Genomic DNA, 13,183 nt, shown 5'->3' on the forward strand with positions numbered 1-13,183 from the left:
GAGGGCAGCACAACGGCGAGATGAACCCGGAAGGGCTGGAATCGGGGCGGCACGCGGGGCGGGGTTCCAGCATCGGCGTCTGACAGGTTGTTTTGTTGGAGGGATGGTACGCTCCACTCTTTCTTTTTGTCAAGTTCAGTCGATAGAATGGAGGGAGTTCCACCCCCCAGGTCCGAAACGTTCGGGAGTCTGCCCCAGGAAAGGTCGATGTAGTGGCTGTTTTGCCTATCTATCAATATTTGTATTGAAGTTGAGAGAAAGGAGATTCCATGCCTATTTCCGGCACACGCACCCTGACCATCGACAGCGAGGCGGCTCTGCCCGTCCTGCTCGCGCTCGCCCACGACACGCGGCTGCTGATCCTGAGCCTGCTCTCGCACAACGTGATGAACGTCTCCGAACTCACGAACACCCTGGGCCTGCCCTACGCGACGGTGTTTTTCCACCTCAAGAAGCTGGAGAGCGCCGGGCTGCTCCATGTGGAGTACACCCCCGGCACGCGCGGCGCGCAGAAGCTGGTGTCCAAGCGCTACGACGAGCTGCTTTTCAAGCTGCCCGGCGTCAAGGTCGAGGCGGGCGAGGACATGGTGGAGGTCAGCATGCCGGTCGGCGCGTACCGGCAGGTGGACGCCCGGCCCAACTGCGGCCTGATGTCCGACACCCGCATCATCGGCCGGGTGGACGATCCCCGCTCCTTTTTCGAGCCCGACCACGTGTTCGCGCAGGTACTGTGGTTTCGCTGCGGCTTCGTGGACTACGCCTTTCCCAACAACCTTCCCTTTGGTTCCCACGCGACCGAGCTCGAACTCTCGGTGGAGCTGTGTTCGGAGGCCCCGCAGTACAACCTCGACTGGCCTTCGGACATCACCCTGTGGGTCAACGACGTCGAGGTGGGCACCTGGACCTCGCCGGGCGACTTCGGGGGCGAGCGGGGCCGCCTCACGCCCGCGTGGTGGTCGGACGACCAGAGCATGTACGGGCTGCTCAAGCACTGGCGGGTGACGCCGGAGGGCTCCTTTATCGACAGCGAGCGCCTGTCGGACGTGACCCTGGCCGACCTGCGGCTGGAGGACAACAATCACATCGCGGTGCGGCTGGGCGTGAAGGAGAATGCCTGGCAGGTCGGCGGCCTCAACCTGTTCGGGCGCCACTGCGGCAACCACCCCCAGGACCTCGTGATGCGGACGCGCTACGCCTTTGGCGCCAACGAGAAACCGTACCGCCTGCGCTGAAAGACCGGGACCTTTCGAGCCTGGACGCGCACGAAGGCCAGGACGCCTCCAAAATCGGGGTTTAAGGCGAGGCGCGGACACCTTGTCATGCTGGGCGAAGGCGAAGCATCCTCACGCCAGACCCTTCGCGTTGCTCAGGGTGACGACCTTGTTGAGCCTTGCCCTAAGCCCCCAGCAGCTCGGCGACGAGGTGGTAGAAGAGCGGCCACTGGGCCTTCAGGACGAGGTCAGCGTTCCTCTCCCCTTCCAGCCGGGCGTCCCGCAGGGGTTCCTTCACGCGGTCGCGCGACAGCAGGGGCCAGCCGAGTTCCCCGGAGAGCCGGGTCGCCAGGGTCGTTTTCCCGGTGGCGGGGGCGCCGATCACCAGGACGAGGGCGGGAGACGCGCCGTCCGGCGCCACCCTCACGAGCCGCTGCGGGCTTTGGGGTTGTCCTTTTTCCACGCGCGCACGAGGTCCTGCGCCTGGGTCTGCCCCAGCGCCGCGAGCATCTTCGCCACCGGCTTTCCCGTACGCGCCTCGGAGTGGATGTCGCTCCACGAGGACGCGAACTGGATGGCGGTATTTTTCGCCGTCGCCGCCGCCGGACTTCCCTCGGCCGGGCCAACCTGGAGGCTGAGGGTGTACGAGTAGGCGGGGTCACCGAAGCCCACGTAATTCCTGGGGTTCAGGTAGCGCACGTTGAGCAGGATGAGCGTGAAGGCCGGGCTCTTGCGGCACGAGGGCTGGACCTGATACGGCACTCCCGCAGCCTTGAGGGTACTCACCATCACCCGGTTGACGGTCTGCCCGATGCCCCGGATGGGACCAAGCCGCGCGGCGGGCGTGTCCTCGAAACTCAGCTGCACGGAGGTCGAGTCGAGGCACAGCACCGCCCCCTTCAGGTTGACCACCGGGCTTTCCCCGTGCGCCAGGGCGCAGGAGCCGAGCAGCCCCGCCGTCAGGGCGAGGGGGCGGGCGGCGGAGGGGAGGTTCATGCCTTCCAACTATGCCAGGAAACGGGCCTCACGACAGCCTCCCGTCCCCTGGAAGCCAGCCGGGATCGCCGACCACCTTGCCGGGGTTGAGGAGGCCGTGCGGGTCGAAGAGGGCCTTGAGGTCCCGCATCACGTCCAGCGCGTCCCCATGTTCGGCTCGCAGGTACGCGCGCTTGCGGAGACCGACGCCGTGTTCGCCCGTGCAGGTGCCCCCCACGGCGATGGCGTGCGCGGCGAGCTCGTGCAACACGTGGTCGATACGGGACCAGGCCTCCGTATCCCCGGGTGGGGCGTGCATCAGCAGGTGCAGGTTCCCGTCCCCGATATGGCCGACGAGCGGGGCGGTCAGGTCCTGTTCGTCCAGCAGCCGCAGCACGAGGGCCGCCGTGCCCGCCAGGGCCGAGAGCGGCACGCACACGTCCCCAATGCGGGTGGCGTGACCGGGCCAGGCCGCGCGAAGGGCGTCGAAGACCCCGTGACGGGCGGCCCACAGGTCCCCCTGCGCCTCGGGCGTGTGGGCCTCGCCCACGACCACGCCGCCGTGGAGTTCCGCCGCCTCGCTTAGCCCCGCCAGGCCCGCGCCCACATCTGCCGCATCGCGCCCCGCGACCTCGGCCCAGAGGGTCGGCGCCTCGGGGTCATGGCGGCTCCGGTGCCGGTTCACCGCCCGCACGGTTGCCGCGTCCACGAACTCCAGCCGCTCGGGCGTGACGCCCAGCCCCCGCGCAGTCACGCTCGCCAGAACGGCAGAGGCCACGTCCGGGAAGGCGAGCTGCACGCTGGCCGTGGCGGGCGGCAGGGGGTGCAGCCGCAGGGTGAGCGAGGTGATCACGCCCAGGGTGCCCTCCGACCCGATGAAGAGTTGTTTGAGCGCGTACCCGCTGCTGCTCTTGCGGGCCTCGCTCCCCAGGGTGAGGACGCGGCCGTCCATCAGGGCCACGCGCAACACCGCGACGTTCTCCCGCATCCCGCCGTAGCGCACGGTGGTCGTGCCGCTCGCGTTCGTGGCGGCCATCCCGCCCAGACTGGCATCCGCCCCGGGGTCCACCGGGAAGAAAAGGCCGTGCGGGCGAAGGCGGCGGTTGAGGGCCAGGCGCCGCACCCCCGGCCCGACCGTGACGGTGAGGCCCACCGCGTCCACCTCGCCGACCGTGTCCAGGCCACTCAGGTCGAGTGAGAGGCCCCCCGGCATGGGAAGCGCCGCTCCTTCCAGGCTGGTCCCCGCGCCCCAGGGCGTGACGGACACCTGCTCCTCCCGCGCGACGGCCAACGTCGCCAGCACGTCCGCCTCCGACCCGGCGAAGACGACTGCCCCGGGCATGAAGGTGTACGGCGTGCCCTCGTCGTGCGCGTGCGCGTTCAGGTCGCCCAGGGACACGCTGACCTGCTCGCCCAGCCGTTCACGAAGGCGGTCCAGCCACCCGCTCTCCACTTCCATCAACGCCCATCCCTCCTCTCATGGGAGAAGGCCGGGTCACCTCACCCGGCCCCTCTCCCCTCCCCTGCCCTACTTCAGCAGTTGCCAGGTGCCGTTCTCGACCTGCACCATCACGCGGCTGCGGGCGTCGAGTCCCAGGTGGTCCTGCGCGCTCAGGTTGAAGATGCCGTGGGCGCCGATCACGTTCTTGGTGCCCTCCAGCGCGTCGCGCAGAGCGGAGCGGAACTCGGCGGTGCCGGGCTTGGCCTTTTTCAGGGCGACCGGAATGGCCTTTTGCATCAGCAGGCCCGCGTCCCACATGTGGGCGCCGAAGGTGCTGACTGAGTTCTGGCCGTACTTGGCCTCGTACGCCTGGGTGTACCTCAGCCCCATCGCGCGCATGGGGTTGGTGGCGGGGAGCTGATCGGCCACCAGCACCGGCCCGGCGGGCAGGATGGCGCCCTCCACGTCCTTGCCGCCCACCCGCAGGAAGTCGGCGTTGGCGACCCCATGGGTCTGGTAAATCTTGCCCGTATAGCCCCGGTCCTTCAGCGTCTTCTGCGGCAGCACGGCGGGCACCCCCGACGCGCCGATCAGCACGGCGTCGGGCCGGGCGGCGAGGATCTTCAGAATCTGCCCGGTCACGCTGGTGTCGCTGCGCCCGTAGCGCTCGGTGGCGACGACCTTGATGCCGCGCGCCGCCGCGTTCTTCTGGAGTTCGCTGAGCCAGCCCTCGCCGTAGGCGTCGTTGAAGCCGATGTAGCCCACGGTCTTGATCTTGTTCTGCTGCATGTTCTGCGCGATGGCGGCGGCCATGATCGCGTCCGTCTGCGGCGTCTTGAACACCCAGGCGCGGCGGGCGTCCACCGGCTTGATGATCGCCTCCGACGCCGCAAGGCTGATCATGGGCACCTTCGCCTCCGATACCACGTCGATCATCGCCAGCGAGGCGGGCGTGGTCGTCGTGCCGATGATCAGGTCCACCTTGTTGTCCTGAATCAGCTTGCGCGCGGCGGTGACGGCGGCGGTCGTGTCGGAGGCGTCGTCGAGGATGGTGTACACGACCTTCTGCCCACCGATGGTCTGGGGCAACAGCGCCACGGTGTTCTTCTCGGGAATGCCCAGACTGGCCGCCGGGCCAGTCGAGGAGACGACCACGCCCACCCGCACGTCGGCCAGGGCGAGCGAGGAGGAGGCGAGCAGAGCGGTCAGGAGCAGTCGGGCGGGCCTCATCATGGGTGAACCTCCACAGGGGGAGCCGCCCCGGGAAGGCCCGGACGGCCAGGGACTTTAACTTGTGCTTGCGGGGATGGTAGCAGAAAGGCCGGGGGCAAACGGTCGTTTGGCGCCCGGGCCTCACCCTCACTGCGCGTACTCGCGGCCCTTCCAGGTCACGCGGCGGCGCAGGGCGAGCCGGTAGGCGGGTAGGGCGAACAGGGGGGTGAGGGGGCCGAGCAGCCCCTCGGCAAGATCGGCCGGAGTGCGGCGCCCCGTTACGACGTTGACGAGGGCGCGTTCGAGCAGCCCGGCGAGCCGGAGGGTCCACCAGGCGGACGAGCGGGCCGGGACGAGCCACGGCAGGGCGTACACCGCCCCGTGCCACAGGCCCAGGGTGACCATCAGCACGCGGGAATTCAGATGCACCCCGACCGCGTTCTTGCCGAAGCCCGCGACCGACTCGCGGTAGCCGCCGTACATCCGCACCCCAACGCATTCCTGCCCCAACGCCTGCCTCACCCGGCCTCCCCGGGCCTTGAGGCGGCGGGCGAACACGGTGTCCTCCAGCATCTCGGCGCGGACACAGGCATGACCGCCCAGCGCCTCGTAGGCTTCACGCCTGAACGCCATCAGTTGCCCGTTCGCGGTCGTGGCGAGGGGCCACCGGGTCTGGAGGAGCGGGTAGGGCAGGAGACAGAGCACCACGGCGTCTACCAGCGGGGTCAGAATGCGGGCGCCTGGCGTCAACTCCTCGGGCCTGGGGAGAACAGTGAGCAGGTCGGCCTTCCGTGTCGCCAGCTCTTGGAGGACCGCCCCCAACGCACCGGGATGCCAGCGCACATCCGCATCGGTAAAGATCAGCACCTCCCCTCTCGCCGCCTCACCGAGTTGCTGGCAGGCCCAGGGTTTGCCGAACCAGCCGGGCGGGAGGGGCTGACCGGGGATCACCCGCGCGCCCAGTCCCCGCGCAATCTGTGCCGTCCTGTCCCCGCTGCCGTCGTCCAGGACCAGGACCTCATCGGCCCCCTGCGCCAGCACGCCGGGGAGGGTGAGGGGGAGGTTGTGCGCCTCGTCGCGGGCGGGAATCAGGATCGAGACGCGGGGGGAGCCGGGAGGAACAGGTTGGGGCCGCAGGCGGGGGAAGACGGCGGCGTTGAGCAGCAGCGTGGCGCCCTTGAGGGCCAGGAAGCCCAGGGCAGCGCCCAGGTACACGCCAGACAGACCAGACAGAGAGGAGCTGCGGCCCCGCTTGTTCCTCATAACCTCAGGATCAACCCGCCCACGCTCAGCCCCGCCCCCGTGCCGATGAGGAGCAACGTGTCGCCCGCTCGCGCTCTTCCTTCCGTCATCGCCTGGTGCAGCGTCAGCGGCAGGCTGGCGGCGATCACGTTGCCCAGGGTGGGGAGGGTCACCTCCACCCGCTCCTCCGGCCAGCCGTAACGGCGCATCAGGTCGAGGCCCGCCTGGCTCGCCTGGTGGGGAATGACGCGGTCGATGCCGGGGAGGCCCCCACTCAGCCCGGGCCGCAGCCGTTCCAGAAAGCCCGGCACGACCTGCGAGGCGAGTTTCAGGACGCGCAGGCCCTGCATGTCGAAGGTGAAGTCCAGCGGTGTCACGTCGGGGTGACCGGGGGGAAGCAGGCTGCCGCCGCCGCGAATCCGGGTGTAATCCGCTCCCTCGGGGTACGTTTCGAGCCGCATGGCCTCCACGCCCTGGTCAGGCCGCTCGGGCTCGCCCACCAGGACGGCTGCCGCCCCGTCCCCGATCAGGAGGGCACTCTCCGCCTGGGCCGGGTTGAGGCCCACGCTCCCGGCCTCGCTGCTCACGATCAGGACGCGCCGGGCCTGACCCGTGTGGACGAGCAGCGCCGCGTGATGCAGGGCGAGCAGGAAACTCAGGCAGGTGCCGTGCAGGCTGTAGGTCGCCGCCCCGCGCAGGCCGAGTTCGCAGGCGAGCAGCGCCGCCCCGTCGGGGATGGGCTGAAGCTGGCTGCCGCTCGCGTTCAGGAGCACGTCCACATCGTTCGGGGCGAGTCCGGCGGCCCGAATCGCCTCCCGCGCCGCCTGCGCCCCCAGGGTCAGGGCCGTTTCCCCGCCGGACAGCCAGCGCCGTTCCCGCACGCCCGTCCGGCGCTCGGCAATGTGGGGGTTTACCCCGCACCAGTCGGCAGCCTCGGCCGTGCTCACCACGCGCCGGGGAAGGGCCTGGGCGGTCGCCAGGATGCGGATGTTCAGGGTGCCAGTCATGGGCGTTCCCCCTATGATGCGCTCTTCCACAGCCGGGTCACCCGCCTTCGTTTAACCCCCGCCGGGGGGGGCGCCAGGGGCAGGCAGGTCAGCCGCACGGCCTCCGGGTCCACGCCGCCGCGTTCCAGGGCCAGCCGGACCTCCCGCCCGGCTCCGGCCTGAATCTCCACGCTCAACGGGTCCAGCCTCAGGTGAAGCTCCCCCGGCCCCACCTGTTCCACCCGGTACTCGCGCAGTCCCGGCACCCGGGTCAGGGCGCCCCGCAGGAAGTCGGGCCAAAGGGTTACCCGCCCCGTTCCCCCGGGCAGGTCGAGGGCGTCGTCCTGCCGCCCCGCCACCCGCAGCACCCGGCGCGAGGCCAGGCCGCACGGGCAACCCTCCCCCAGCACGAGCAGGTCGTCCAGGCGGTGGCGGATGATGGGCTGCACCCGGCGGCGCAGGTCGGTCACCACCGGCCGCAGATGGCCGTTCCCCAGCGGTTCGAGGTCGAAATGGACGTGCGCCTCGTTCAGGTGCAGCTCGCCGTGCGGGCAGGGCAGCCCGAGCAGGCCCTCGGTCGCCTGGTACACCTGGACGACCGGCCCGAAGCCGCGGGCCAGCGCCTCGCGGTCGTCGTCCTCCAGCACCTCGGCCACGCTCACGACGCGCTCGGGCTGGGCGGTGGCCCCGGCATCCAGCAGTGCCCGGAGGACGCTGGGTGGCCCGACCAGCACCGTCGGCTGGTAGGCGGTGAGATCGGCGGCCAGTTCGCCGAGGGGACGCAGCAGGTCGAGGAAGTGGAAGTCCAGCCGCCGCCCGCCCACGCTGCGGTACAGGTGACCCTCGGCCCGCAGCAGGAAGGCGACCCGGTGCCGGGCGAGCAGCCCGCGCGGCCAGCTCGGCAGGAGGTGGCGCAGCACCACCCCCGCCCAGTGCACCCGCTCGGCCCGGCTCACGATGAAGGCTCCCTGGTGCCCGCTCGTGCCGGTGGAGAGGCCGACCGTCACTTCCCCGCGCCTGCCGGGCAGCGTCGGCGTGAAGTCGCGGCTGTCCTCGGCGTGGCGGGCCACGCGCAGCACGTCCTCCAGCCGCACCCCCGCCGTGTTCAGCGTGTCGAAGTGGGCCATCATGTCGGCCTTGGTCGTGACGGGGAGGTGCCGCCACTCGTTCAGGGAAAGCCCCGCCTGACGGAACCGTTCCGCCGTGCAGGGGCTGTGGGCGACGACCCAGCGCAGGTGCCGGGCCGCCAGCCGCTCCGCATGGGCTTGCAGCGCCGCGCGGTCACGAAACATCAGCCGCCCCTCCCCCAGCGCGTGCCGCAGGACGGTGAGGCTATCCATGCTGGGGCTCCGGCGCGTCGTGGCTCACGATGACCCGCGCCCGCGGGTGGTTCCGCAACCACTCGCCCAACCTCCTGCGGCTCAGGCGTTCCTGCGCGGGGTCGAAGAAGACGAGGCGCGTCAGGGGGTGGACCTCCCGCCCCCCCCGCAGCCCCCGGACGCTGTAGGCCACGTCGCCCGCGAGCAGGGTGAGGCCGGTGCCGTCTCCCTCCAGCGGGGCGCCCACCCCCGTGCGAACGACCAGCGCCACCATGCCGGGGGCGTGGCCGGGCACCGGGAGGGCATATGCGCTGCCGTCCCCGAACACGTCGGCGGCCCGCTCGAAGGGGGCGAGGCCGGGGGGCGCCGGTCGAAACTCCAGCGCCTGAATTCTGGCTCCGAAGTCGGGCGGAAGGAGGTCCGGCAGGAAGGCCCGCCGCACGGCCCGGACTCCTTGCAGGCTCCTCAACGGCGCATAGGCGCCCGGGTCGAGGTGGAAGCGGGCCTGGGGCAGGTCGCGCAGCGCCCCGACGTGATCGGCGTGCAGGTGCGACACGATCACGTTCCGGATGTCCCCCGGCGTGAGGCCATACCGGGCAAGGTGGGCGGGCACCGTCTCCTCGGCGAGCAGCCTCACCGGCGTGACCAGGCCGTACAGCACGCCGGGCCAGCGCCGCATCGCCCGCAGCACCCGGGGGCCGTAGCCGGTGTCGAACAGCACGGGGCCATGCACGGGATGCCGCAGCAGGGCGAACCCCGCCGGGTAGGCCCGGACACGCCAGGAGGCCCCCCGCTCGGTCAACGCCGCGATGTTCAGGCACTCGCCTGCGATGAGCGGCACGACCTGGACCGCCACGCCCGCCCCCGTCACGGCAGCGCCCGCAGCACTTCGTCCAGACCCTCGACGGGGTGAACGACAGGGGCATAGCCCAGCCGCTCGCGGGCCCGGGTCAGGTCGAGCGTCATGGCCCGGGTGAGCAGCCGCACCCCGCTCGCGGTGAGCACCGGCTCGAGCTTCGCCGGATGCAGCCGCGCTATGCCTTCGAGCAGGGCGGCGGCCCCCTCCACCATCGGCGCGGGGACATAGGGGTGGGGGCACGGCACCCCCAGCCGGTCGGCCAAGCGGTCCAGCAGCGCCCAGATCGGGACCGTCTCCCCGTCTGTCACGTTGAAGACCCCCGGCGCGGGCCGCTCCAGGGCGAGCTTCGCCGCGTGGGCGGCATTGCGGACGTGGGTGAGTTCGGTGTGGACTTCGGTGCGGGTGAGGCGGGGCAGGCGCCCCGAGCGCAGCGCCCGGGTGAGGCGGGGCAGGATGGCGGTGTCGCCCGGACCGTAGATGCCGCGCGGGCGCAGGACCGTGGCCTCCGGGTGGGCGAGGCGCACGGCCTCCTCTGCGAGGAACTTGCTGCGGGCGTACAGGCTGTCGAAGCGGGGGCCGACCGGGGTGCTCTCGGGCACCTGTACATGCTGTCCGGTGGCGTTGTACACGCTGGGCGTGCCGACGAACACGAGCCGCACCCCCCTCTCGGCGCAGGCACGGGCCAGCCGGGCGCTGACGGTGATGTTGTCGGCCACGAAGTCCTCCCAGCGGCCCCACAGGCTGGAGCGGGCGGCGGCGTGCAGCACCCCGTCCACCCCGTCCAGCTCCTTCTCCCACGGCCCGGGCGAGCGCAGGTCGAGGGGGAGAAAGCGCACCCCCGCCTCCTCCAGGGCCGCGCCGCTCGCGGGGTCGCGCCCCACGCCCGTGACCTCGTGCCCGGCCTGCGCCAGCTCCCGCGCGACCACTCCCCCGAGAAAGCCGGTCGCCCCGGTGACAAGCACGCGCATGGGGACAGGATAGGCAGAGGTGCGCGTGCCGGACAAACGCGGGCGCTGGGACGAAGGGACCATAGGACGAGGATGCCCGGGTGGGGATGATCCGGGGATGACGAGCCCCCCGTGGGCCTGCTCACCGCTCCGGTGCCGGGGCGGGGGCTTCCCCCTCCGCCTCGAAGGCGAGGTACAGCCGGGCCAGCAGCGCCGGGTCGTGCAGGCTCCCACCCAGGGCCTCCTCGGCGCGGCGCAGGCGGTAGCGCAGCGTGTTGACGTGGATGTTCAGCCGCCGGGCGAGGTCGGGCAAGGGTCCTGAGAAGCCCAGGTAGGCCCGCAGGGTCGCCTCCACCCGGCCCCCGTCGCCCAACCCGGTGAGGCGGGCGCGGACCTGATCGCGCAGGGTCGAGAGCCCGCCCCCGGCGAGCAGCGCGTACAGCGGATCCATCGCGTGGTAGGTCGTGAAGGCCCGCTTCTGCCGGGTTGCGGCGAGGGCGTGGCGGGCCTCCCGCTCGGCGGCGCGGGCGTGGCGGGTGCCGGGATGGGTGCCGCTGACCCCCAGCCGCACGTCCTGGGCGGTGCTGGCGGTCAGGGCCGCGTGCAGATCGCGCGCCTCGCGCTCCAGGTCGGCGGGGTGCCACAGCCACACTGCCCGCTCCCCGCGCACGGTCGAGTGGGCCGCGAGGCCGCGCTCCAGAAAGTAGCCCTCCCCCACCGCGGCGAGCACGTCGAGCGCGTGGGCGTGGGCCTGGCGGGCAAGCGCCCCGGGTGCGGGCGGGTGGACGAAAGCGGCGAGCGCGAGCGCGATGGGCTCGGAGCCCTCCAGCCCCTCCGCCGTGCCCGAGAGCAGCGCGTCGAGCGTCCGCTCCCCCACCCGCCGCCGCGCCGCCCCCGCCGCCGCCGACTGGAGCCGGGCGAGCAGGGCGTATTCCGCCGCGACGGGCGCGAGGGCCGCCCAAGCCTCCGGCACCGCCAGCGTCAGCGTGCCCACATGCCGCTCCCCGCTCGCGTCCCCGTACGAGAGCCGCAGGGTGACGGGAGGTCCCGCCGCCCGCCCCGCCGAGGCAACCACGTCCCCCCAGCTCGCGCGAATCTCCGCGGAGCCGCCTGTCAGCCGGGCGAGCAGCGCCGCCAGCTCGCGCTCGGGCTGGGCGCCCGCCACTGCCCCCCGCAGGGCGGCCAGCAGCGCGGCGACGCCCGGCAGCGCCAGGAGGGCGGCGTCGGGAAGCTCCGGGGTGGGGGAGGCAGGCATTTGTCCAAAAGTACAGGAGACGGCCCCCAGATTCACCTCCCGAACCATTGGCCCGGTGAACGGGCCGTCCTATGCTGAAAAACCGATCATCCAAACCCATCTCCCCTCCGCGCGGAGGTTCCATGAACGGAGTTCACCCTTGAAATTCGCCCGCTTTACCGCCGGGGGCCGCCTCCTGAACGGCCACATGCAGGACGGCCAGCTCATCGACCCGGCTGGCGTCGCCCATGATCCCCGGGCGGTCCAGTTCCGCCTCCCCGTCGATCCGCCGAAGGTCATCGCGCTCGCGCTGAACTACCACGATCACGCGGGGGAACTGGGCCTGACGCAGCCCAAGGAACCCGCCCTCTTCTGGAAGCCCAACACGACGCTGCTGCCGCACCGGGGCACCGTGATTTACCCGCGCGGCGCCCAGTTCATGCACTACGAGGTCGAACTCGGCGTGATCATCGGGCGCGACGTGCGGCGGGTAAAGGCGAGGGACGCGATGGAGTATGTCGGCGGCTACACCATCGGCAACGATCTCGTGGTGCGCGACTACGTGACGAACACCTTCCGCCCGCCCCTGCGCGGCAAGGGCTGGGACACCTTCGGGCCGCTGGGACCGTATTACGTCACCGCCGACGAGATCAGAGACCCCCACGACCTGCGCCTCACCGCCCACGTGAACGGCGAGCTGCGGCAGGAGGGCTCGACGCGCGACATGATCTTCTCCATCCCCGAGCTGATTGAGCACATCTCGCGCTTCATGACGCTGCAAAAGGACGACGTGATTCTGACGGGCACCCCGAAGGGCATCAGCCACGTTCACCCCGGCGACGTGATGAGGCTGGAGGTGGAAGGCCTCGGAATCCTCGAAAACGACATCCAGGAGGAGGACGAGGAGGCCGAGCCCATCACCGGCCAGGAGTCGCGGGAGGGGGAGTGGGACGGACGGTGAGGGGGGAACGGGCGCTAGAGGTGAACCTCACCCGCCGGGATCATGCTGTGGGTATGACCCGCAACCTTGCCCTGACGCTCGGCCTGGCCCTCTCCACCCTGTCCGCCGCCGCACCCGGAAGTTTCACGCAGTCCACGTTCGTGCTCGACGGCAATCGCTGGCAGCCTGCCGCCGTTCTGTGTGACGCCCCTGACCGGGTGATCACCCTGTCCAACAGCGGGGCGGCCAGCATCGCCGTGTATCGCCGCTTCTTCAAGGCGAACCCCGCCCGCGTCACCCGGACGATGTACAGCGTGGGCGCCCCCGACGGCGCGGCGGGCAGCATCTACCGCCCCCTGTACCCCTTGCAAGACGGTGTGGATACGAACACCTACACCTACTACATCCGCACCAGCAACGTGCAGGGCACCGCGAGCGGCGAGACGATGGACCGGGTCAGCCTGAACACGCCGCTCGACGGGCGCGTGAGCTGCCGCTGGGCGAGCGGGGTCGTCTTCCTGGGCGTGACGGGCAGGCGCACGGTGATCGTCCGGGCCAGTAACGGACGCGTGACCTACACCAGCCGGGATTTTGACGGGCAAGGGGGGGTGACGGTGACGGGGGGACAGCACACCACCGGAGGCCAGGAGGAGTACACCTGGACCACGCCGGACGGGTACGCCTACAGGCTGGCAGTTGGCGGCGTGAGCGGCGGACCCGGCGCCACCCTGACCGTGTCGCGGAACGGAAAGACGCTGGGGCAGGAGGGCTTCCTCGCCTACTCGGTCAGCCGCCCGGCGAGGGGGCAGCCGTGAGG

At 71.2% G+C, this 13,183-nt stretch carries 13 protein-coding genes; 3 read left to right on the forward strand and 10 right to left on the reverse strand.

Features of this window, described 5'->3' with window-relative positions; all coding sequences use genetic code 11:
• The first annotated feature begins 269 nt into the window (after positions 1-269).
• Entirely contained in the window at positions 270-1,232 is a 963-nt protein-coding gene (locus F784_RS0108140) for an ArsR/SmtB family transcription factor (RefSeq protein WP_019586231.1), read from the forward strand.
• Between the two features lie 163 nt (positions 1,233-1,395).
• On the opposite strand, the gene F784_RS26595 is transcribed toward F784_RS0108140, so the two are convergent.
• The 10 genes from F784_RS26595 to F784_RS27045 form a co-directional block, all read right to left on the reverse strand.
• The gene (locus F784_RS26595; RefSeq protein WP_019586232.1) at positions 1,396-1,638 is read right to left on the reverse strand and encodes an AAA family ATPase; all 243 of its coding nucleotides are present in this window, start codon (positions 1,636-1,638) and stop codon (positions 1,396-1,398) included.
• Positions 1,635-2,207: a hypothetical protein gene (locus F784_RS0108150; protein WP_019586233.1), complete on the reverse strand. Its 573-nt coding sequence runs from the start codon at positions 2,205-2,207 to the stop codon at positions 1,635-1,637. The genes F784_RS26595 and F784_RS0108150 overlap by 4 nt, the downstream gene beginning before the upstream one ends.
• Positions 2,208-2,235: 28 nt before the next feature.
• Positions 2,236-3,645 carry an FAD-binding oxidoreductase gene (locus tag F784_RS0108155; protein ID WP_019586234.1) on the reverse strand — a complete coding sequence of 470 codons (1,410 nt, stop codon included), beginning with the start codon at positions 3,643-3,645 and terminating at the stop codon, positions 2,236-2,238.
• Positions 3,646-3,714: 69 nt separating this feature from the next.
• On the reverse strand, positions 3,715-4,860 hold the full coding sequence (locus F784_RS0108160; RefSeq protein WP_019586235.1) for an ABC transporter substrate-binding protein: 1,146 nt from the start codon (positions 4,858-4,860) through the stop codon (positions 3,715-3,717).
• Between the two features lie 126 nt (positions 4,861-4,986).
• The gene (locus tag F784_RS0108165; RefSeq protein ID WP_019586236.1) at positions 4,987-6,102 is read right to left on the reverse strand and encodes a glycosyltransferase family 2 protein; all 1,116 of its coding nucleotides are present in this window, start codon (positions 6,100-6,102) and stop codon (positions 4,987-4,989) included.
• A complete protein-coding gene (locus tag F784_RS0108170) occupies positions 6,099-7,088 on the reverse strand; it encodes a 3-oxoacyl-ACP synthase III family protein (protein WP_019586237.1) in 990 nt (329 codons plus the stop codon). The genes F784_RS0108165 and F784_RS0108170 overlap by 4 nt, the downstream gene beginning before the upstream one ends.
• Positions 7,089-7,099: 11 nt before the next feature.
• Entirely contained in the window at positions 7,100-8,407 is a 1,308-nt protein-coding gene (locus tag F784_RS0108175; protein WP_019586238.1) for a F390 synthetase-related protein, read from the reverse strand.
• Entirely contained in the window at positions 8,400-9,257 is an 858-nt protein-coding gene (locus tag F784_RS22640) for an MBL fold metallo-hydrolase (RefSeq protein ID WP_019586239.1), read from the reverse strand. The genes F784_RS0108175 and F784_RS22640 overlap by 8 nt, the downstream gene beginning before the upstream one ends.
• Positions 9,254-10,213, reverse strand: a complete 960-nt coding sequence (locus tag F784_RS0108185) for an NAD-dependent epimerase/dehydratase family protein (protein WP_019586240.1) — start codon at positions 10,211-10,213, stop codon at positions 9,254-9,256. Before F784_RS0108185 ends, F784_RS22640 begins: the two co-directional genes overlap by 4 nt.
• Before the next feature lie 121 nt (positions 10,214-10,334).
• Complete coding sequence (locus F784_RS27045) at positions 10,335-11,447, reverse strand: PucR family transcriptional regulator (RefSeq protein WP_019586241.1); 1,113 nt, start codon at positions 11,445-11,447, stop codon at positions 10,335-10,337.
• A 139-nt stretch (positions 11,448-11,586) separates the two neighbouring features.
• Between F784_RS27045 and F784_RS0108195 the strand changes: the two genes are divergently transcribed.
• Entirely contained in the window at positions 11,587-12,387 is an 801-nt protein-coding gene (locus F784_RS0108195; RefSeq protein WP_019586242.1) for a fumarylacetoacetate hydrolase family protein, read from the forward strand.
• A gap of 53 nt (positions 12,388-12,440) precedes the next feature.
• Positions 12,441-13,181, forward strand: coding sequence for a hypothetical protein (locus F784_RS0108200; RefSeq protein ID WP_157465118.1), 741 nt, complete (start codon positions 12,441-12,443; stop codon positions 13,179-13,181).
• Positions 13,182-13,183 lie beyond the last annotated feature (2 nt).

The sequence above is a fragment of the Deinococcus apachensis DSM 19763 genome, from assembly GCF_000381345.1.
Lineage (GTDB): Bacteria > Deinococcota > Deinococci > Deinococcales > Deinococcaceae > Deinococcus > Deinococcus apachensis.